We start from the raw sequence: 21,986 nt of genomic DNA, 5'->3' as shown, positions 1-21,986 counted from the left end.
AGAGTATGATTTTGACAGATAAAGAATATTTACTACTTTTGTAATACCGATTATAAGCTTGCGTTTTGTAATCCTCATCGGAGGGCATGATATTATGCTGGATAAGATGACCGGGTAAAACCACGATTCTTATGCGGCTATTTTTATGTTTAACTTATTTATAAGCTAATTTTTATAATGAAACGTGATGCTATTGATCTTGGTAAGGTACACATTCCCACTCTTTTCAGAATCTATCTTGTCCCGACATTGCTCGGCATGTTGTCATTATGTGCCGTAACGGCGACAGACGGCATTTTCGTCGGTCGCGGTTGTGGCAGCGACGCTTTGGCTGCCGTGAATATATGTATCTCTCCCACAATGGTCATGATGGGTATCGGACTGATGCTTGGAGTCGGGGCATCGGTGGTGTCGTCGGTCCATCTCGCAAATAATAATGTCAAGGCTGCAAGACTGAACATCACACAGTCACTCTTCGTGGCAACCATTATTGTATGTGCGTTTCTTGCATTGACTCTGACATCAGTATCTGCTACCGGGCGTCTGCTCGGCAGTTCTGAAAATCTGTTGCCGTTGGTAAGGGATTATATGCCTTGGATTTTCGCTACTTGTCTGTTTCAGGTGTGGTGTGCGATCGGTCTGTTTGTCGTTCGTCTTGACGGATCTCCGAGATATGCTATGTGGTGCAATGTCCTTCCCGGCCTGCTTAATGTCATTCTCGACTATGTTTTTATATTTCCGCTCGGAATGGGCGTAAGAGGTGCGGCATTGGCCACATTTCTTAGCTGTATGGTCGGTGGCGGCATGGTGATGGCTTATCTTGTATGGTTTGCGACGACACTTAAGATTATAAAAATCAAGATTAGCCGGAAGAGTCTGATGTTGACCATCCGCAACATCGGCTATCAGTGCCGGATTGGTATATCAGCATTGCTCGGTGAAGCGACGATGGGGTTCTCATGCTGATGGGAAATCTTATGTTTATGCGCTATATGGGTGACAACGGTGTGGGTGCCTTCAGCATCGCATGCTATTATTGCCCCTTCGTGTTTATGATTGGTAATGCCATTGCCCAGTCCGCACAGCCAATAATAAGTTATAATTACGGCCTTGATGAGCGAATCAGGGTTGTTGCAACCGAACGGCTCGCCATCATCACTGCTATCGCATGTGGCGTTTTGGTCACGCTTGCATTCAACCTTTTTCCTGATCTGATGGTGGGGCTGTTTCTTGACAGATATACTGAAGCAGCTGAAATTGCAGTGGCCGGATTCCCGTTATATTCTATAGCTTTTATATTTTTTATTTTTAACCTTACCGCAATCGGATATTTTCAGAGCGTTGAAAAAGTATTGCCATCGATTGTATTCGCATTGCTGAGGGGGATATTGTATCTAATCACGTCATTTATAATATTGCCCGCCATTTTAGGGAATAATGGAATATGGTTGGCGTTAGCTGCGTCCGAGATCTTGACATCGGTATCGATTGTCGGCTATTATTTCTTTAAGAGACGTAAGGAAAAATGTTGTGTTGCCTGAAATGATATGGAATCATGGATTCTTTGGGACTGCCTTGAACACATATTCGGTTTTGTATATGTTTGGGTAGATTACAGGATCCTGATTGGTGCCGGTGACATGTAGTTCCTTGTCTGTCAGTTTGTCAATGAGCCAATAGGTCATGGAATAGCCGTCACTGAAATAGATTACCGCGAATGTGTCGTTTGTGAAAGCCCATTGAAAATAGGTCACATAGTCCTCTTTGTCAGGATCAGGATTCACGTATCGGTAACAACCTTTGCCTGAAGTCTCGAAGCTGTATATCATATTGTCTTCATCGTAGATTTCTGGGGACGAGTCGGGATGGGTGATTGATTTACATACCCAGTTGTTTGCGGTGAGCTTCGCTACCACGCCCTCTTGTTCCGGTCCGATATATCCTGATTTTTCACAGGCGACCAATATAAGTGTTGCCACGGCTGTTAAGATAGCCGTAAAGACCGATTTTTTCATTTTGAGAAACTTACTGAAACAGGACTGTCATCAAGCAACGATGAGCCTTTGATTTTCATTGACTCTCGATTCGCATCAATGCCTAACATAATCATATAGTCCTTGGGGATTGTTGCTCCTACGCCTGTGATGACTATAGTAGCGCGGTCAGTATCGTGATTGTCGCAAAACGAAAGTTGTGAGACATAGAATGTCGAACGCGGAGATGCTGCTATATTCATCTGGATGTTTTCCGGCAGACGATAGAGTATGGCATCTGTGTTGCGTCCGTTTATATCGACATTTCCGAGAAATCCCGACCGGCTTATTTCATTTGCGAATCGTGTGACTTTCAGGTAGCTTTCGTTTGAGCCTGTCCGCACATAGCTGTTTGAATATGTCGAGTAGACCACGGCGCTGACATGTGATTCATCGCTGAGGGCTTTCAGAATGACGTTTGCATCATTCATCTCGCTTAAGAATCTGTCGCGGTTGATATCGCTGACAGAGGCAAGTTCCTCGCGGCTATGATTGACGACATAGTCTGTGACAGCAATTTTCTTGTCAGCGTTGACATAAAATAGCCCGGTTGAAGCATCAATGTCGATGAACTGAGCCATAATTTCTGCGTCGGTCTGATAGTCACGTATCTGTGATGGAGTCTCGTATGTGCGACGGTTGTCTGTGCAGCCCACAAAAAGTAGGGCGGCAAATAGAAGAGAGAATATCTTATTCATAATGTGAGTGATTCTGATTGTGTGACTTATAGTTGCAAATATCAGAATTAAATCTGAATAAAACAATCACTGTAAACGATAAACTGATAAAAACAACGTATGGTTACGTTTTTTTAACATGGGTGGCTGAATAATTGATTTTGTCACCTTACATTTCGCTTTGAGACGAAAAAATATCCCTATCAGGGAATGTGGTCTGACAGGGATTTATATTCACTAATTAAAAGGAATCAGATTATTCGTCAAAGGTCATTTCGTCAAAGCCGGCTGCGTCAAATTCATCTTCGTTAAACTCAGTCGAGCCATAGAAATCGTCATCGAGATCCGACGATACGACTGATTGTGCGGCTTTTGCATCAATCTTTGCATCGAAGTCATCAAGATCTACGAATTGAGCGGGAGCGTCGCCCATTGAAATCGTACAGAGCGGGTCGTGGAGATTTTTGCCGGGAATCGACTTTTTCATTTCAATGAAAAATGAACGGTCTGTCATATAGTCGAACACCCACACAAGGCGCTGTCCGTCGTCTTCAATGAAATCACTCAATGGTGTATCCTCCATCAGATAGACATCCTCTGAAGAATCCGATCCCATATCTTCCAGACAGATTTCCTGATTGCGTTCCCATCCATCCTCACACATGAAGAATGAACTGAATTGTCCCTTGTCGTAGCCAACAGAGTCACAGATGGCATTGCGAAGGTCAAGAAATGTGGCGTCAGCGTCTATCTGTATTTCACGCTTGAAGTTGTCAACTTCGTCAGAGACGATACGAAAATTGAATATCATATTGAATCGTGTATTGTATTTCTTGTTATTTTCTGAAAGACCACAACAATTTTTGTATGGTCATTAATCTGTACTGCGAAAGTAATAACTTTTTTTTAAACCCAAAACACTTTAGTGAAAAAATTCAGTACTGCATCACGGCTCTTTCATTTAAGAATACGTTGCACACTCAATGAATGTGCTATTTTATAGAGGGCATCCTGCGTGTATAGATGTGACTATTTCCCTGATTATTAATAAAATAAGCATTCATAAAATTTGGCCAAGCGGCAGATTTTTAGTAACTTTATAGGTGAAAATCAAATAGTTACGCAAAAAAAATGGATCCGCTTGACCAAAAACATTCGATTGAGGCACGTAAGCCCAATCATGCCGCAAAAGTACTAAATAAATTCATACCACAGGGCAGTATCCTGGAACGCCTGATGAATTTTGCCTGGTCAGTCCCTGATTTCCGTAGGTGTGATAAAGGAAACATCCGTCACCGGCTCAGTGACATCATCATTCTGATGATACTGGGACGGACCTGCGGGTATGTCGGACGTGCTGATATAATAGCGTTCGGCAGACACAATCTCAAAAAACTCCGTAAAATGGGTCTACTGAAGAATGGAATCCCTTCGGAGGCTACCCTTTGTCGGGTGGAGAACGGTGTCGACGATTTATCCATGGCCGACAGGATGCAGGCGTTCGCCGAGGGCTTCCGCAATGAGCTGCTTAAGGCGTGCCGCGACAGGGAAATAGTCTGTGTGGACGGTAAGGCCGAGCGTGGCACCGTTCAGGAAAACGGGCGCAATCCGGATATTGTGTCGGCATATTCTTTCAATGCCGGCATTACAGTGGCAACGGAAGCATGTCAGGAAAAGAGCAACGAGATAAAGGCAGTCCCGGTACTGATTGACAAAATCGACATATCCGGAAAGATCGTAACCGCAGACGCCATGTCCATGCAGAAGGAGATAATCGACAGAATCAGGGAGCAAGGCGGTGACTTCCTGATAGAACTCAAGGCCAACCAGCGCTCCCTGCGCTACGGCGTGGAAGACAGACTTGAGGGGCTCACGCCCGTCTATTCATATACCGAAGGGCCGGAACTCGGACACGGCAGAATCGAGACCCGGACTTATCGTGTCTACGACGGGCTTGAAGTCATAGCAGACAAGGAGAAATGGGGCGGCAATATGACGATAATAGAATATGAAGCCGACACGGTAAGGAAGTCAACAGGCGCGCATACCTCCGAAAAAAGGCTGTATGTGAGCAGTCTGCCAACCGACACGCCCGCTCTCGGGGCATATGTGCGAGACCACTGGTCGATAGAGAGCATGCACTGGGGGCTGGATGTCAATCTCCTGCAAGACAGGATCAAACGTAAGTCGTCTAAAGCTGCCCGCAATCTTGACACCATCCAGAGAATAGTCCTCTCGGTATTTTCAATATGGAAAGGGCTTCGCAAAAAGCGGTCGGACAAAAGAAAAGGAGTGGCAGAGCTCATGAGGCATGTCTCAATGAGCTTTACTAAACTCATGCGGTTCCTGTGCCAAAAATGAAAAAATTAAGATTTTGACAAAAAGATAAATCCCTGACATACAACATCAATAAAATTACCCGATTCGAAATGAACCGGGTAAGGGAAGATATGTCTCTATTTTTTGTCTTAAATGAAAGAGCCGTGGTACTGCATTTAAGCGATATATGAAAATAGGGACTCTTATTCGGGGTATAGCATTTGATGTGGCCATTCTGGAGGTTTTCGTATTATCACATCTTTTGATCGTATTGAAGGTGTTGGTTCTGTGGCATACATGAGGATTAAATCATTTTTTGCTTATGAGTGTCTACCGACATCCTGCATTAAGGCGTTGATGGAAAAGATAAAGGTTTTACTGCCTATGAATAGAAAATAAAATCCGGCTGCATTTAAAAACACAGCCGGAAATAAATCTGGTTATTTTGGGGTTCATGAAAATATCACATAGATGAAGGCTTGAATTTCATCGTGATTATTCCCATGTGACCTTTAAATCGCGGATCAGGGTTGCCGATGCGCCTACAGAGCCTGTGTGTTGTATGGCGAATGAATTGTTTGTCGTCGGGATTGAGGTTTTGGCTGAAATGCTGACAGCAGATTTCACATCCGGATTGCTGTTTCCGACAGATGGAGCTTCAGTGTAGGCGTTAGCGCTCAGGATTCCATTCTTGAGTTCAAGCGAAATATGACATGGATTACGGAAACAGTTTGATGCGACGGGTATACTGATTGGAGATACATTACCGTCGGCATAACGAACGAGTGTAAATGTGACAGCTTTGTCGTAGTTGGGAGTACGTTCAATACGCAATCCATAGCCGGAAAGAGTCTGTGGATCGAATCGGATACATACATCCATATACTGACCGGTGGCACTTCCGAATCCCTGTCCCGGACCTTTGCATGGTTCAGCCACGAGTGATAAACTCATCGCCTTGCAGTCGGTTATTGTCGGAGTATATGATAAGCGCGCACCTCTTGTGGCCTGTACGAGTCCTGTGCCGGTCGACGCATCGGTTGCCTGACCGTAATACCAGCTCAAATCCGGGTCTGCTTTCCAGTCGTGGAGCTGTGTGTCAGCCGGTTTATAAGAGTCAAAATGCCAGAATCCCGGTTTCCCTCCTTTTGTCTTTATGATAGGAATTTCCGCAAATGATGTCAAGAGTGTCCGCTCTTTTTTCGGCGAAGCCTTTGAGATTTTCTTAGTGATTGCTCCGCATTCAAGTCTGACACTCTTACGTGTCCCTTGACGGGTATCGTCAAGTTTAGGAGATACGGCAGCTGTAATGAAATACCCGTGGTCTGCGCTTGAAAGAGTGTAGGTCGCTCCACTTAGTCCTCTTCCGTGGCGAACAGGGATACTGTCAGCTCCGTCAGGGCGCGTGGAACGATACCATACGATGTAGCTGTCGTCGTTTCCGTCTGCTGAAAGTTTATAGCTGACTTTTGCAACGCCTTTTTCGACTTTTACCGATGGGAAAGCTGAGAATTCAGGAGCATCTTTGAGATAGGGTTCTACTGTGACTTTTGTCGCACCTGTGAGACCGTCGGAGGTGACAGCTGTGATTATGCTTTCGGCTTTTCGTGGAAACATGTTGGCGCTGGTAGCTGTTGCCGCGAGCCCGGAAGTTGAAAGTTTAATAGTGGTTGGGGCAGACCAGCGTATTCCGTTGTATTTTCCGATTGCCGGATAGTCACCCCAGCATATAGGAGACGTTGTGAGGTGTAGCGTATCACCCTGTGCGGTAAGTGGTCGTGATGTGACGTTTATTTTTAGTGCTACGGGACGTGAGGTCAGCGACTTACCCTGAGCTGTTTCTGCTTTTCGTACTTCGGTAAGCATGCCGAGCGGATCCCATCCGTCATTTCCACCGAGAAGGTTTGGTGTATTATAAATATTTTTTCCCTCGTTGATGATTTTATATGCTTCAAGCAGGGGCGATTCCGTGATATCGGTGCTGAGTTCCGGCCTGTCAGCGTCAATAGTCACAGGATTTCCGTTGAGAGTGATTCCGCTTTGATAGCAGCGTATAGGAGAGATGTCGCGTGTCCATTGCAGTTTCACAGGGTTCTCGGCGGTAAAACGGGTGTCAATCATTGTTACCATGCCGGGAGCTTTGGTCAGATATTGGACTCCGTTGACAAGAGTATGTATGTCGCAATTGAGAAAAACTGCTCCCGTTGATGCGGTGGTATAGAACGGTTTACCGCTATGGAATGTGAATTTGCAGTCGAGGTATACGGCAGAACCTGTAAGTGCGTCATCCGTACATTCAAAGTAGCAGTCCTTATACAGTGAACGCCGCCCACCTACCATCGGACACAGGTTCAGACGGCTGATAAATCGGCAGTTCCGAGCAAACACCCTGTCTGTCCCATCACAGATTCCAAGTTGTGCCTGAACAATGGCATCACGACGTTTCGGGCGGTTAAGGGACGGATCTTTTGGATAGATAAGGTCTACGTTGCAATAATTTCCGAAAGTCATGTTTTCCGTGTGCAGACTCTTGCCGATAAAATGAAGCATTGTGTAGTTGCCGAGTGCTCCTTGTGTCTGCCCGCGGTTGACGGCAAAGACTACGTCTTCGGGATTGTCTGCAAGTCCGATGATTGATAGTGTATCGCATCTGATTTCGGCAGCATACGGAATACTCCCGGAATTCTTGGGATTACGGCGGATTTCCGGATCGTCAGGGTTATCGAGCCAGTAGACTGACGGCTCGACAAACAGAGTCACATTAGTCGCTTCGGCTCTGTTGATTGCGCTGATGGCTGAAAGTGCGTCGTTGAATGCGTATGGCGATTTGCTTTTTCCTGCGGTAAGCAACAATGTGGACGGACTGAGAGTGAAATTTTGTCCGTTTAGACTGACTGATGAATGATCAGGACTGACAGTGAGATTTTCGGCTGAGGCATATGCGCCGGAAAATAACAGAGACGCTGTTAGCAGAAGTGGTTTTATCATGGTTAGGAATGGTTGATAAATGACAAGGACGCTTTTTGAGTGTCATCAGAAGCTCTTTTGATTTTCAATGTGCTTTCTGCCGACACTCAAAAAGCGTCCTTGTTATTGAGTAAGTATATTCTGTTTATTATACTTCAAGATTGAGGTTGAATTCCTCGTTCCATGGAAGACCGTTTTTGGCGAGTTCGTCGAGGAACGGATCCGGATCGAATTCTTCGACATTGTTCACACCGGGTTTAACCCATTTCCCTGTCAGGAACATCATTGCGCCAACCATTGCCGGAACACCGGTTGTATAGCTGACAGCCTGCATGCCTGTCTCACGATATGCCTCTTCATGTGAACAGTTGTTCCATATATAGTAAGTGAGGTGCTTGCCTTCTTTGTCGAGCCCTCGATGCGGCATCCGATAGATGTTTCGCCGTGGTAGTTCTCGCCAAGATCCTGCGGATTGGGAAGGACTGCCTTTAGGAACTGGAGAGGAACAATCTTTTGTCCGTTGAATTCCACTTCGTCGATGCGAGCCATACCGATATTTTGGATTACACGGAGATGTGTGAGATATTCCTGTCCGAATGTCATCCAGAAACGGGCGCGCTTGATTGAAGGATAGTTCTTGACAAGAGATTCGAGTTCCTCGTGATAGAGAAGATAGCTTTCGCGTTCGCCGATATTCGGGTATGTGAGAGTCTTGTGGATTTCAAGCGGACCTGTTGTCACCCATTTACCGTCCTCGTAATAACGTCCGTTTTGTGTGATTTCGCGGATGTTGATTTCAGGATTGAAGTTTGTTGCAAACGCTTTGCCGTGGTCTCCGCCGTTGCAATCGACGATATCGAGGTATTCCATGTCGGAGAAATAGTGTTTGGCGGCGTATGCTGTGAACACACCCGACACTCCGGGATCGAATCCGCAACCGAGGATTGCAGTCAGGCCGGCATCTTCGAAACGCTGTTTGTAGGCCCACTGCCACGAATATTCGAAATGTGCCACATCTTTCGGCTCATAGTTTGCAGTGTCGAGGTAGTTGACACCACATATAAGGCAAGCATCCATGATGGTAAGATCCTGATAGGGGAGTGCCACATTGATGACAAGCTCGGGTTTGTGGCGGTTGAAAAGCTCTACGAGCTGAGGAACGCTGTCGGCATCAACAACGTCTGAGCTGACATTGGGCTTGCCGATGGCTTCAACAATTGCGTCACATTTACTGCGGGTGCGCGAAGCGATGACGATTTCAGTGAAAACTTCAGGGTGCTGGGCACACTTGTGAGCTACAACGGTTCCTACGCCGCCTGCTCCGATGATTACGACTTTTGCCATGTTCTCTATTTTAAAGATAGGATTTAAATCTGAGTTTGTTTTATCGGTAATGAAGATGCCAATCAGTCGCGCTGGCTACCGAAGAAACGAAGGAGATAGAGGAAGAGATTGATGAAATCGAGATAGAGAGTCAGCGCGCCGATAGTGGCGAGATGACCGACATACGATGACGGTGTCACAAGAGCCATCTGCTTGATTTTTTGAGTATCCCATGCAGTAAGACCGACGAAGATGAGCACACCTGCAATCGAGATAATCCAGTCAAGAGTTGAACTTTTTGTGAAGATATTTACCACAGAAGCGATAATCAGACCTATAAGCGCGTAGAACAGGAAATTGCCCCATTTCGTAAGGTCCTGAGTGGTGAAATAGCCATAGACACTCATGGCACCGAACGTACCGGCGCAGATAAAGAATGTCTTGGCGATAGAAGTCATTGTATAGACGAGGAAAATCGGAGCAAGAGTCATGCCGTTGAGGGCGGCAAATGCAAAGAACATCAGAGTGGCTGCTGCCGACGACATTTTCATTACCCGTGCAGAGAGTACGAATACAAGTGCGAGTTCAGCGATAAACAGACCCCAGTAGAACCATGAATTGGTCGCTACGAATGACATGAAGCTCATGGAGTTTGCACAGAAGAGCGAGATGAAGGCGGTCACGAGAAGACCAAGAAACATCTTGAAGTAGACACGCTTCATCACCGAAGAGGTGGTCTGGACAACCTCTGCCTGTGAGGCATGGTATCCGTTGTAATTATTGCCTCCGCCGTAATAAGGGGGAGGTGTCTGCTGATTGTAACTCATGTTTAAGATGCGTTTTTAGTTTGTGTGAAATGAATTATAGAGTAGTATAGAAACGGACTGACGATGCAATATGTTTGTATGGCTATTGCTCGTGTGTGGTTTACATTCTTTCAGGAACTTCGATGCCGAGCAGCCCCATACCTGTTTTAACGACATTGGCTGTCTGACGGCTTAATTCGAGACGGAGCGAACGTTTGGCCTCGTCTTCTTCCTTTAAGATGGAGCAGTCGTGATAGAATTGATTGTAACTCTTCACGAGGTCATAGATATAGTTGGCAATGAGTGCCGGGCTATAGCTCTGTCCTGCAGCCTGAACAGTCGCCGGGAAATCAGCCAGAGTCTGGATAAGGGTTATCTCACGCTCTCCGGGGGCAACGTTGCTGTAGTCACCGATCTTCATGCCTTCTTCTTCAGCTTTGCGAAGAACAGAGCAGATTCGGGCGTAGGTATATTGTATGAACGGGCCGGTATTGCCGTTGAAGTCAATTGATTCCTTTGGATTAAAAGTGATGTTTTTACGCGGATCGACTTTCAGAAGGAAATATTTGAGCGCTCCGAGGCCGACCATCTCTGAAATGCGTGCCACTTCATCGTCGCTGAGACCATCGAGTTTTCCGAGCTCGGCTGATACTGTTTTTGCGGTTGCAACCATATCATCCATAAGATCGTCGGCATCGACGACAGTGCCTTCACGCGATTTCATTTTCCCTTCAGGGAGTTCTACCATGCCGTAGGAGAAATGCACGAGGTCTTTGCCCCATTTGAAGCCAAGACGGTCAAGAAGAATGGATAGAACTTGGAAATGGTAGTTCTGTTCATTACCAACGACATATATCATCTTGTCAATGGGATAATCCTCATAGCGCAGTTTGGCTGTGCCGATATCCTGAGTCATGTATACAGATGTCCCGTCGCTACGCAGAAGAAGCTTGTGGTCAAGACCTTCGCCTGTAAGGTCGGCCCATACAGAGCCGTCTTCTTTGCGATACATCTTCCCGGCCTCAAGACCTTCGAGGACTTTCCCCTTGCCTTCGAGGTAAGTCTCGCTTTCGTAGTAAATCTTGTCGAAGTTAACGCCCATTCTTTTGTAGGTTTCGTCAAATCCGGCATAGACCCACGAGTTCATTGTCTCCCAGAGGGATCTGATTTCAGGGTCTTTCTGTTCCCATTTCACGAGCATCGCGCGGGCTTCTTTCATCAGAGGAGATGCACCCTCGGCTTCTTCCTTGGTCATGCCCTGCTCTTCAAGTGCTTTAAGCTCGGCTTTATAATGCTTGTCGAAAAGTACATAGAAATCACCGATAAGGTGGTCGCCTTTTTTCCCTGAAGAGGCAGGTGTCACTCCTTCGCCCCATTTCTGCCAGGCAAGCATTGATTTGCAGATATGGATGCCACGGTCATTTACGATATTGGTTTTCACGACTCGGTTGCCACATGCCTTGAGGATTTCTGATAGACTGAAACCGAGAAGGTTGTTACGTATATGTCCGAGGTGAAGAGGCTTGTTCGTATTTGGTGATGAATATTCTACCATTACGAGAGGCGAATTTTCATTGGCTGTCTGCAAACCATAGTCGGGAGTGTCAGCGATATGACTGAGCACCGAATTCCAGAATTTAGGAGCAATGGTGATATTGAGGAAGCCTTTGACCACGTTGAATTTCTCAACTGCTTCTTCGTTAGCCTCAAGCCATGCGCCGATTTCCTGACCGACGGCATCAGGAGCCTTGCGGGCTGCTTTTACCCACGGAAAGACGACAACTGTCAGGTTGCCTTCAAATTCTTTGCGGGTAGCCTGTGGTACTATGGTTTCTGCGGGAGTATCGATGCCGTAAAGCTCTTTGACCGCTTTTGAGACTGCCTGTGCAATGATGCTATCAATAGACATTTTTATTGTTCGGATTTTGTCTTTAATAAATAAAAAATTCCTAAGATGATTATGTTTTGCTTGAGAGCTGACGCACCCAAGCTTCAAATCACAAAATTACAATAAAAATGCGAATATCCGAAATATTTGTCATCCTTTGTCCCATAACTCTCCTCTTTTGGGATATTTTGATCCGGCGAGAAGCAGTCTTAAAGATGTATTATAGCTGAAATATGCCCATATCCAGTTTATAAGCACATTGATTTTGTTTCTCATGCCAAGAAGTGAAATCAGATGGATGAACATCCATGCGAGCCATGCTATAAAGCCTGACAAGTGTATACTGTGTAGGTCTGCGACAGCTCTGTTTCGGCCTATGGTGGCCATAGAGCCTTTGTCGACATAATTGAACGGTTTTTCCCATTTGCCGGAATTGAAGTTCTTTGCGAGAAAGCGTCCTTGCTGTATGGCTACTTGTGCAAGTTGTGGTAATCCTTTCGGATATTTTTCGGTTGTCATGAGCCCGATATCGCCTATGGCATATATGTCTTCGAGCCCTGCGATGCGGCAATAATGGTCGGTTGGAAAGCGGCCGCCACGTCCGGCCTTATAGTCGGTTCCTGAAAATTCAATTGGCACACCAGTCACACCGGCAGTCCAAATGACCATTTCGCTGTAAATGGTAGAGCCGTCGTCAAGTGTGATTACATTATCATTGTATGTTTTCATCAGACGGCCGAGTTTTACCTCGACCATTAGTTGATTGAGGTCGCGCAATGCTGTGTCAGATGCTTCCCGGCTCATCGTCCCAAGCAATCTATCTGTACCCTCTATGATCGTTATGCTGAGATCATCGGGAGCAATTCCGGGATAGTCACGCTTCAGGATGTAACGCTTCAATTCTCCGACTGCTCCGGCGATTTCAACTCCGGCAGGCCCTCCACCGATTACCACAAAACTCAACATCCGGCGTCGCTTTTCATTGTCCGGCTCAACTGCGGCGCGTTCGCAGCGAAATAGAATTTCGTTGCGTATTCTTATGGCCTGATCAGTCGATTTTAGTGTGTATACATCTTTGATAAGGTCTTTATTCCCAAAAAAGTTATTGGTTGTACCAAGTGCTATTACGAGTTTATCGTAATGGGTCGTCTCATAATCAGTGGATATGGTCTTTGCTGCCACATCTATTTTTCTGACTTTACCGATATGAAAGGCAACCCCGTGACAATTGCGTTTGCGCAACTCACGGCGTAGAGGGAAGCAAATACTTGTCGGATCAAGCTCTGATGAAGCTACCTGATAGAATAAAGGCGGGAAAGTGTGATAATTGTGTTTGTCGACGAGTGTTACATCAAATTTACTCTTGTCTATCTTTTTGACAAAGTTCAAACCGGCGAAACCACCACCGATTACAACTATTTTTTGTTTCGTTGACATAAGCAGGAAAGACGAATTGCGTTTATAGTTTTGTTGATTCTATAACGCATTTCTTCTCCTGTTGGTTTTACTTGGCAGTGGCTGAAATATCAGGTCGTGTGTCAGGCTGCGGTTGCAGTCAGACAATGGTCCGGTTTTCGCATGTGAGAATGCGGGCCGGAAATTGTTCAACGAGCGAGAGGTTATGAGTTGCCATTATGACGGCAGTGCCTTTGCCCGCGATTTCATGAAGACGGCTTACAATGGCTTCTCCGGTTATAGGGTCGAGATTACATGTCGGCTCATCGGCAAGGATTATCCTCGGGCTGTTGAGCAACGCGCGGGCTATTACGATACGTTGCTGTTCGCCGCCAGATAGCTCATGAGGGTTCTTGTAGCTTTTGTTAAGCATTCCGACCTGCTTCAACACCTCTTCTATACGCTTTTCGATTTCAGCTTTGTCGTGCCAGCCTGTCGCTTCAAGCACGAAACGCAGATTAGCATATGCGCTGCGGTCGGTCAGTAGCTGAAAATCCTGAAAGACGATTCCGATCTCTCTCCGCAGATATGGAATCTGCTTGTTGCGGATTTTGTTGAGGTCATAATCAAGCACCCGCGCCTCACCCGAAGCGATGGGTATGTCGGCATAGATGGATTTGAGCAGACTTGACTTTCCGCTCCCGACTTTGCCCATAAGATAGACAAACTCGCCTTCGTCGACCGAGAGATTGACATGTTTCAGAGCTATCAGGTCTTGACGGTGAAGCTCGACATCCTTGTATTCTATGACTTTTCCCATGCTTTCGAGTTGTGGTGGCAGATGTGGATTTTATTGCGCGGAATCAATTGCCCATCTCAGAGAGAAATTTGATGCGCATCAGACGGATTTCATCTTCGGTGAAATCTTCTCCGAGTTCGCGGTATGCTTCATTGAGATCGTCGGTCTGGCATTCCTTGAAGAAGTCGAATATTTCTTCCTGTGAATCCTCGTCGATGATTTCGTCGATATAGTAGTTGATGTTGATTTTTGTGCCTGAATATACGATGGCTTCGATGTCATCGATAAGCTCGCTGAAATCAAGACCCTTGGCTATGGCGATTTCCGGCAGGGGAATTTTACGGTCCACAGCCTGAATTATGAAATATTTGGTAGAGTTGCGGCTCGGTACACTGCGTACGCGGAAATCCTCCGGCCGTTCAATCTCATTATCCTCGACATGGCGCTTGATTACTTTGACAAATTCTTCGCCATAGCGCTTTGCCTTTCCTTGGCCGACTCCGGGGATATTCTGGAGCTCCTCAATTGAAATAGGATAGGTGGTGGCCATCGCTTCGAGCGATGGATCTTGGAATATCACATATGGTGGCAGTCCGAGCTTCTTGGCGATCTTCTTGCGAAGGTCTTTGAGGATGCTGAAAAGTTCGTCGTCAGCGGCACACGAGCCTCCGCTCTTCAGGATCTCTGGTTCCGGCTCCTCACTGAAATCTGTGTCCTCGACCACTTTGAATGATTCGGGACGAGAAAGGAACTTTTTGCCTTTCGCTGTGATTTTTAAAAGTCCATAGTTCTCGATATCGCGTTCGAGATAGCCGGCAAGAATGGCCTGGCGGATTACGGCACTGATAAGGCGTTCGTCCGCGCCTTGTTCGCTGCCGAATACTTCAAGCTGGTCATGTTCATAGGATTTGACATCTGAGGTAGCCCGTCCGAGCACAACGTCGGTAACATGGTCGGCTTTAAATTTTTCTTTTAGTGCGATGACGGTTTCCAACACCGCGCATAAATCATCTTTAGCTTCCACTTTTTTCTTTGGATTAATGCAGTTGTCACAGTTCTGGCAGTTGTCATGTCCGTATTCTTCGCCGAAATAAAACAACAGCGAACGTCGGCGGCAACTGCTTGCCTCAGCGTAGCTTTGGGTCTCAATCAGGAGCTGGCGTCCGATTTCCTGCTCGGCAAGCGGTTTGCCTTGCATGAATTTCTCCATTTTCTGAAGGTCCTTGGCCGTATAGAAGGTGATGCACTGTCCCTCACCTCCGTCTCGGCCGGCACGGCCTGTCTCCTGATAATAGCCTTCAAGCGACTTGGGCATATCATAGTGTATAACAAATCTAACGTCGGGTTTGTCAATTCCCATGCCAAAAGCTATGGTGGCCACGATGACATCGACTTTCTCCATCAGGAAGGCATCTTGATTGGAACTGCGTGTCGCTCCGTCCATGCCTGCGTGATAGGGAAGAGCCTTGATGTCGTTTACTACAAGCATCTCAGCAAGTTCCTCGACTTTTTTTCGACTCAGGCAATAGATGATGCCTGATTTCCCGGGGTTGTTTTTGATATATTTAATGATTTCCTTATCTATATTCTGAGTCTTCGGTTTGACTTCATAATACAGATTCTCGCGGTTGAACGATGACTTGAATACTTTGGCATTTGTCATGCCGAGATTTTTCTGTATGTCATGCTGCACCTTGGGCGTGGCGGTGGCCGTGAGAGCAATCATCGGCCGGGGATTGATTTCGTTGATGATGGGACGTATGCGTCTGTATTCAGGGCGGAAATCATGCCCCCATTCCGAAATGCAGTGAGCTTCGTCAACCGCGTAGAATGAAATCGGTATGGTTTTAAGAAATTCTATATTCTCCTCTTTGGTCAGCGACTCAGGTGCGACATAGAGCAGTTTCGTGCGCCCGGCGGTGATGTCCGATTTCACCTGATCGATTGCGGATCGGTTGAGCGATGAATTTAGGAAATGGGCCACGTGGTCAGCCTCGCTGAAATGGCGTATTGCGTCTACCTGATTTTTCATCAGGGCTATCAGCGGGGAAATAATAATGGCCGTACCATCCATCATGAGGGCGGGAAGCTGGTAGCACAGAGACTTTCCGCCTCCGGTCGGCATCAGGACGAAAACATCGTTTCCGTCAAGGAGACTGCTCATGATAGCTTCTTGGTTGCCCTTGAAGGAGTCAAAACCGAAATGCTCTTTAAGTGCGTCGTGAAGTCGTTGATTCATGGGATATGCTTCAGGTTGGTGGAGGAGTGAAATGTGATATTATGAGGAGGGTGGATAGGAGATTGCAGCGGAGGTCTCCGCTCAGCCTATGTAGGCTTTGCGGATTTTCTCCTCGGCAAATGTGCGGTCAATGACCAGCTCTTTGATGTCGGTCGACGGGGTCTCATACATCGGATCCATCATGATGGTCTCTACGATTGTGCGAAGACCTCGCGCTCCGAGCTTGTATTCAATCGCTTTATCAACGATGAATTCAAGAGTCTCGTCGGTGAATACGAGCTTTACACCGTCCATTGCGAACAGCTTCTCGTATTGCTTTGTAATAGCGTTCTTCGGCTCAGTGAGCACTCTAAGCAGGGCTTCGCGGTCGAGCGGATCAAGATGGACGAGTACGGGCAGACGGCCGATTATCTCGGGGATAAGCCCGAACGACTTGAGATCCTGAGGCGCTATGTATTTCAGGTAGTTGTCGGAATCTACTTTGGATCTTACGGAAGAACCTGTGAAACCGACCACGTGAGTGTTGAGACGATGGGCGATTTTGCGCTCGATGCCGTCAAACGCGCCTCCGCAGATGAAAAGAATGTTCTTTGTGTCTACGGCAATCATTTTCTGCTCGGGGTGTTTGCGTCCACCGTTCGGCGGAACGTTCACGATTGATCCTTCAAGCAGTTTGAGCAAGCCTTGCTGGACACCTTCGCCGGATACGTCGCGGGTGATTGACGGATTGTCACCTTTTCGCGCTATTTTATCGATTTCGTCGATAAATACTATTCCGCGTTCGGCTTTGGCCACATCGTAGTCGGCTGCCTGAAGAAGCCGGACCAGAAGGCTCTCTATGTCTTCGCCGACATAACCGGCTTCGGTGAGGACTGTCGCGTCGACTATGGCGAAAGGCACATCGAGCTGCCGTGCGATAGTCTTGGCCAAAAGTGTTTTGCCTGTTCCGGTCGGGCCGACCATGATAATGTTGCTTTTTTCAATGTCGACGTCGTCTTTGTCTTGTGCGAGACGCTTGTAGTGATTGTAGACTGCGACCGACAGATATTTTTTTGCGTCCTCTTGCCCGATGACATATTGGTCGAGAAATTCGCGGATTTCAACCGGGGTTGGAAGAGGCTTTGCTTCGATGTCTGCCGAGGGTGTGTCTTTGCGGTTTTTAGAGCCTGCGGGACGGAGTGAAGGATTCTCCTGATAATAATCTTTCAGGAGTCCTTCAATCTGTTCGACGCACTCGCTACAGATGTATGTGTCACCGAGCGGGCTCGGCACGAGTATGTCGGTATAGGATGGTTCCTTACCGCAAAATGAACATTTGATTCCTTGATTCGAATTGGATTTTTTTGCCATTTCGTGTCTTGGTTGTGATTATTTCTTTTCGGGGAGGAGCACACGGTCGATCATGCCATATTCCTTGGCTTCGTCAGCTGTCATCCAGTAGTCGCGGTCTGCGTCTGCCTCGATGCGTTCAAGCGGCATGCCTGAGTGGTCGGCTATGATTTTGTAGAGCTCCGCTTTGTACTTGAGGATTTCACGGGCAGTGATTTCGATATCCGAAGCCTGGCCCTGCACGCCTCCGAGGGGCTGGTGAATCATCACGCGGGAGTGGGGTAGAGCCATGCGTTTGCCCTGAGCGCCCGCAACAAGAAGAACTGCTGCCATTGAAGCGGCCATGCCGATGCAGATTGTCGATACGTCGCTCTTGATGTGCTGCATGGTGTCATAAAGGCCGAGACCTGCGATGACAGAGCCGCCGGGAGAGTTGAGATAGATTGAAATATCTTTGCCCGATCTACAGAGTCGAGATAGAGGAGCTGTCCCTGCACGACGGTTGCCGTGTAATCATTGACATCGGTGCTCAGGAAGATGATGCGGTCCATCATCAGGCGTGAGAACACATCCATCTGTGCTACGTTAAGCTGGCGTTCTTCGATGATTGTAGGAGAGATGTATGAGGATGTTATCTGTTGAGCCGAAGATGCGGCATATTGGTCAAGTGCGAGCCCGTTCATTCCGAGATGGTGCACCGCGAAATTCCTAAAATCTTTATTCATAGATGTGTAACTTGTTTTCGCTGTTTTTGTAATGTAAAGTTACAAAAAAAAACTGTTTCGGTCAAAAAAATATTCTAAAATGTATCTTTCAATAGGTGGAGAGATGCTCGAAAAAATGCCAGATGGCTATTCCGCCTGATACTGATACGTTAAGCGAATGTTTTGTGCCCCTTTGCGGTATCTCAAGGCAGATGTCGCATTGGTTGACCACATCTTGCGCCACACCATCGACTTCGTGCCCGAGTATCATGGCGTAGCGCCGTCCGCGTTGAGGCGAGAATTCCTGAAGTTCAATGCTGCCTTTGACCTGTTCGAGGCAGCATAGCGTATAGCCGTCGCGCTGAAGCTCGGCGATGCACTCGTCGGTTGTCGCAAAATACTTCCATGCCACCGACTCCTCTGCGCCGAGGGCTGTCTTGTGGATTTCAGGCGATGGCGGGCATGCGCTGATGCCACACAGCATTATGCGCTCGACGGCGAAGGCGTCGCATGTCCGGAATATAGCTCCGATATTGTTTAGGCTACGCACGTTGTCAAGCACTACTGTGAGCGACATTTTTGGCTGGCGCTTGAAGTGTTCGATGTCTGCGCGGTGAAGGTCGCGGATGGTCTTCTTTTCCATATTTGGTCTTTATACAAGCGGTATTGTCGTGGCGGGTGGGTTTTGTGGTCTCGTGCCATGACTCTCTGCGAACAAAGTTAACAATTATTTTTGAAAAAAAACGCTTGCAGGGGAGCAAACTTTGTCGAGTTTGCTCCCCTGCAGAGTGATAGTGTTTCCGGGTTGAAGTAGAAGTCGTTATTTACGCTTCAGCCGGCTTGACATTGATGAACTTGCGGCCTTCCTTGCCTTCAGTGAAGACAACCACACCATCGATGAGTGCGAAGAGGGTGTGATCCTTGCCCATGCCTACGTTGAGACCGGGGTGATGCACTGTTCCACGCTGGCGCTTGATGATGTTACCTGCCTTGCAGTACTGGCCACCGAAAATCTTTACACCGAGTCGTTTGCTTTCTGACTCACGGCCGTTCTTAGAACTACCAACACCTTTTTTATGTGCCATTTCTTTTTAGGATTTTAGTGGGGTTAAGCTACAACTTCTTTAATTAACACTTTGGTGAAGTATTGGCGGTGTCCGTTTTTGCGACGATAGCCTTTGCGGCGTTTCTTCTTGAAAACGATAACCTTCTCGCCTTTTACAAGGGGAGTGAGGACTTCACATACAACCTTTGCGCCTTCCACTGTGGGAGCGCCAACTTTAACTGTTTCGTCGGCCTGAGCGAGGAGCACGCGGTCAAATTCGATTTTGTCTCCTTCTTTAACAGCTTCGCCGAGATAGTGAACATACAGGAACTTTTCAGGCTCTGCCTTAAACTGCTGTCCCTGGATTTCTACGATAGCGTACATTTGTTATTAATTGGTTTTCAGGTTATCCCGTCGGGCGAGCGCATTGTTTTGTTGGCTTGCGGCTTCTTTTGATGGCCCGGTACGGCTAAATCGGTCGCAAAGTTACTAAAAATCTGCTAACCATGCAAAGAAAATGAATTTATTTTGTGTGAAGTTTTTTTGGGAACATCTTCAGGAGACATCTTGAGGGCGCTTGGGTGATGTGCGGGCTTGGAGGCGCATCGCCTTGTATGTTTTCTGCCAGTGCGACATGCTCGTTGTGGTAAATTAAAAAGAGATGAGATTCATTGCTGAATCTCATCTCGGCATTTCTTAAGTCGGGGTGACTAGACTCGAACTAGCGACCTCACGCCCCCCAGACGCGTACTCTAACCAACTGAGCTACACCCCGATTAGGAAATAAATATGCTTTGTTTTTCAAAAGCGATGCAAAGGTAGAGAGTTTTTTTGAATTCTCCAAATAAAATCAAGAAAAAAATAAAAAAAGTTTGAAGATGTTTTTTGTTTTTTGAAAATTGCCTATCGCTCTTGAAGATGGATGCTGCAGGTTTGCGGTTGTGTCGTAAATAAAAAAGAGATGAGATTCATTGCTGAATCTCATCTCGGTATTTCTTAAGTCGGGGTGACTAGACTCGAACTAGCGACCTCACGCCCCCCAGACGCGTACTCTAACCAACTGAGCTACACCCCGATTAGGAAATAAATATGCTTTGTTTTTCAAAAGCGATGCAAAGGTAGAGAGTTTTGATTGAATCTCCAAATATCAACGGTAAAAATTAATATATTTTAATTAAAATAGCGTAAAAGATGGATTGAAGCTTTATTGTGTTTGTAGTTCTTAACATAATAAAGCTCGATAGCAGTTTTGTTACTCCTGTTTCTTGTCAATAAGATGACGGTGTGCCTTCCTTTCATAAGGTTTGATGAAATATTCTTCATAGTAGGCGAGGAGTAGGGTGGTGAGCGGTATTGCGATTATGAGTCCTATCATGCCGAGCAGTGTTCCCCACACAGAAAGTGACAGAAATATAAGTGCGGGATTAAGGCTCATGGCCTTTCCGATTATTTTGGGTGTAAGCACGAGGTCCTGTATCACCTGTACAATACAATATACGGCTATCATTTTCCAGAACAGTGTCCAGAAACTCATTTCACCTCCGACAGACACTACTATACATATAATAGTAGCCGGAATAAGGGATATGAGCTGCAGGTAAGGTACCATGTTGAGCAGACCGATAAACATTCCAAGTATTATGGCCATAGGAAGTCCGATAATCAGAAAGCCGATGCTGAAAAGGATTCCTACGAAAAATGCCACAAGAGCCTGCCCACGGAAGTATTGATTCATCGAATGTTTGACATCACGTCCGATTTTAAAGACAACTCTGCGGTATTTGGGCATCACCATGCGTTGGAAGCCTCTTGAAATCTTGTCATAGTCAATCATAATGAATACTGCATAAAGCAGCACTATTACCCAGCTGAACATGCTCATCACGAGAGAGATAGATCTTGTGATAACATGCCATGACGCAGAGAGGCCTTCTTCGAACATCTTCATCCATTCTTCATGAGAAAGCTTACGCGCGATGAATTCGAAATCCACGTTGTTTCGTAGAAATTCGTGGAGACTTTCCGGGATGAATGGGATTTTGATTTCATTTTGCGTATAGCTTTTCAGCAGAGCTGCCATCTGAGATGATTCGCTTATAATCATCGGGGCGATAAAATAGAGAATGACGAGCAGGAAAAACGTCATTTCAAACAGTGTCACAAGCGATGCGATTACGCGGCCTTTAAGATTTAGCAACTGGCGGTTGAATTGGACAAACGGTTCGAAAAGATAGGCGATAAGACAGCCTACACAGAATGGGAGCAGGACTCCTTTGAGAATGCTGATGAGCCATATTGCGCCTACGAACAGCACGCAGTTTATGACGAGCCTTACGGTTCGGTCAAGGTCGTAACGTTGACGGACAAGCATGATACTTATATTTATTATATTTATAATTTGGCCACGAAATTAATCAATATATTCCAAAATTTCATTATTTGTATTAATTTTGTCAACCGTT

General features: G+C 46.5%; 17 protein-coding genes, 2 tRNA genes and 2 pseudogenes. 3 read left to right on the top strand and 18 right to left on the bottom strand.

The genetic code is table 11. The annotated features are described in order from the left end of the window. Nucleotides 1–177: 177 nt before the first annotated feature. Both E7747_RS17375 and E7747_RS17370 read left to right on the top strand, forming a co-directional pair. On the top strand, nt 178–966 hold the full coding sequence (locus E7747_RS17375) for an MATE family efflux transporter (protein ID WP_317130204.1): 789 nt from the start codon (nt 178–180) through the stop codon (nt 964–966). 26 nt (nt 967–992) lie between these two features. Further along, on the top strand, nt 993–1,541 hold the full coding sequence (locus tag E7747_RS17370) for an MATE family efflux transporter (protein WP_317130203.1): 549 nt from the start codon (nt 993–995) through the stop codon (nt 1,539–1,541). Nucleotides 1,542–1,553: 12 nt separating this feature from the next. Here E7747_RS17370 and E7747_RS13940 read toward each other — a convergent pair whose 3' ends face one another. The 3 genes from E7747_RS13940 to E7747_RS13930 all read right to left on the bottom strand — a co-directional run bounded on the left by E7747_RS13940 (nt 1,554) and on the right by E7747_RS13930 (nt 3,521). Continuing rightward, nucleotides 1,554–1,979, bottom strand: a complete 426-nt coding sequence (locus tag E7747_RS13940) for a hypothetical protein (protein ID WP_136416602.1) — start codon at nt 1,977–1,979, stop codon at nt 1,554–1,556. Between the two features lie 32 nt (nt 1,980–2,011). Beyond that, entirely contained in the window at nt 2,012–2,731 is a 720-nt protein-coding gene (locus tag E7747_RS13935; protein ID WP_136416600.1) for a hypothetical protein, read from the bottom strand. A 235-nt stretch (nt 2,732–2,966) separates the two neighbouring features. Beyond that, the gene (locus E7747_RS13930; RefSeq protein ID WP_123614474.1) at nt 2,967–3,521 is read right to left on the bottom strand and encodes an IS1096 element passenger TnpR family protein; all 555 of its coding nucleotides are present in this window, start codon (nt 3,519–3,521) and stop codon (nt 2,967–2,969) included. A 320-nt stretch (nt 3,522–3,841) separates the two neighbouring features. Here E7747_RS13930 and E7747_RS13925 point away from each other — a divergent pair, with 320 nt between their 5' ends. Then, on the top strand, nt 3,842–5,071 hold the full coding sequence (locus tag E7747_RS13925) for an ISAs1 family transposase (RefSeq protein WP_228449113.1): 1,230 nt from the start codon (nt 3,842–3,844) through the stop codon (nt 5,069–5,071). A gap of 453 nt (nt 5,072–5,524) precedes the next feature. On the opposite strand, the gene E7747_RS13920 is transcribed toward E7747_RS13925, so the two are convergent. The 15 genes and pseudogenes from E7747_RS13920 to E7747_RS13850 form a co-directional block, all read right to left on the bottom strand. Further along, a complete protein-coding gene (locus E7747_RS13920) occupies nt 5,525–8,017 on the bottom strand; it encodes a PemB family protein (protein WP_136416598.1) in 2,493 nt (830 codons plus the stop codon). 127 nt (nt 8,018–8,144) lie between these two features. Then, a pseudogene (locus tag E7747_RS13915) lies at nt 8,145–9,340 on the bottom strand (saccharopine dehydrogenase family protein). Nucleotides 9,341–9,402: 62 nt separating this feature from the next. Beyond that, complete coding sequence (locus E7747_RS13910; protein ID WP_123614471.1) at nt 9,403–10,146, bottom strand: Bax inhibitor-1/YccA family protein; 744 nt, start codon at nt 10,144–10,146, stop codon at nt 9,403–9,405. A 100-nt stretch (nt 10,147–10,246) separates the two neighbouring features. Further along, the gene (gene argS / locus E7747_RS13905; RefSeq protein WP_136416596.1) at nt 10,247–12,034 is read right to left on the bottom strand and encodes an arginine--tRNA ligase; all 1,788 of its coding nucleotides are present in this window, start codon (nt 12,032–12,034) and stop codon (nt 10,247–10,249) included. 129 nt (nt 12,035–12,163) lie between these two features. After that, complete coding sequence (locus E7747_RS13900) at nt 12,164–13,450, bottom strand: NAD(P)/FAD-dependent oxidoreductase (protein ID WP_136416594.1); 1,287 nt, start codon at nt 13,448–13,450, stop codon at nt 12,164–12,166. 118 nt (nt 13,451–13,568) lie between these two features. After that, entirely contained in the window at nt 13,569–14,228 is a 660-nt protein-coding gene (locus E7747_RS13895) for a cell division ATP-binding protein FtsE (protein ID WP_136416592.1), read from the bottom strand. A gap of 43 nt (nt 14,229–14,271) precedes the next feature. Next, nucleotides 14,272–16,446 (bottom strand): DNA helicase RecQ, encoded by a 2,175-nt coding sequence (recQ, locus tag E7747_RS13890; protein ID WP_123614467.1) that lies wholly within the window; start codon nt 16,444–16,446, stop codon nt 14,272–14,274. A gap of 81 nt (nt 16,447–16,527) precedes the next feature. Next, a complete protein-coding gene (clpX, locus tag E7747_RS13885; protein ID WP_136416591.1) occupies nt 16,528–17,796 on the bottom strand; it encodes an ATP-dependent Clp protease ATP-binding subunit ClpX in 1,269 nt (422 codons plus the stop codon). 18 nt (nt 17,797–17,814) lie between these two features. Continuing rightward, a pseudogene (clpP, locus tag E7747_RS13880) lies at nt 17,815–18,500 on the bottom strand (ATP-dependent Clp endopeptidase proteolytic subunit ClpP). Nucleotides 18,501–18,588: 88 nt separating this feature from the next. Next, a complete protein-coding gene (locus E7747_RS13875) occupies nt 18,589–19,122 on the bottom strand; it encodes an RNA methyltransferase (protein ID WP_136416589.1) in 534 nt (177 codons plus the stop codon). A gap of 181 nt (nt 19,123–19,303) precedes the next feature. Next, nucleotides 19,304–19,564 (bottom strand): 50S ribosomal protein L27, encoded by a 261-nt coding sequence (gene rpmA / locus E7747_RS13870; protein ID WP_123614463.1) that lies wholly within the window; start codon nt 19,562–19,564, stop codon nt 19,304–19,306. Between the two features lie 23 nt (nt 19,565–19,587). Continuing rightward, nucleotides 19,588–19,908: a 50S ribosomal protein L21 gene (gene rplU / locus E7747_RS13865; RefSeq protein ID WP_123614462.1), complete on the bottom strand. Its 321-nt coding sequence runs from the start codon at nt 19,906–19,908 to the stop codon at nt 19,588–19,590. Nucleotides 19,909–20,225: 317 nt separating this feature from the next. Beyond that, a tRNA-Pro gene (locus E7747_RS13860) sits at nt 20,226–20,299 on the bottom strand. A gap of 226 nt (nt 20,300–20,525) precedes the next feature. Next, nucleotides 20,526–20,599 (bottom strand) — tRNA-Pro (locus E7747_RS13855). A gap of 177 nt (nt 20,600–20,776) precedes the next feature. Beyond that, nucleotides 20,777–21,895 (bottom strand): AI-2E family transporter, encoded by a 1,119-nt coding sequence (locus E7747_RS13850; RefSeq protein ID WP_136416588.1) that lies wholly within the window; start codon nt 21,893–21,895, stop codon nt 20,777–20,779. Nucleotides 21,896–21,986 lie beyond the last annotated feature (91 nt).

The sequence above is a fragment of the Duncaniella dubosii genome, assembly GCF_004803915.1.
In the GTDB taxonomy this organism is placed as follows: Bacteria; Bacteroidota; Bacteroidia; order Bacteroidales; family Muribaculaceae; genus Duncaniella; species Duncaniella dubosii.
Note: the sequence above shows the minus strand (reverse complement) of the source record. Positions and strands in the feature narration are given on the sequence as shown.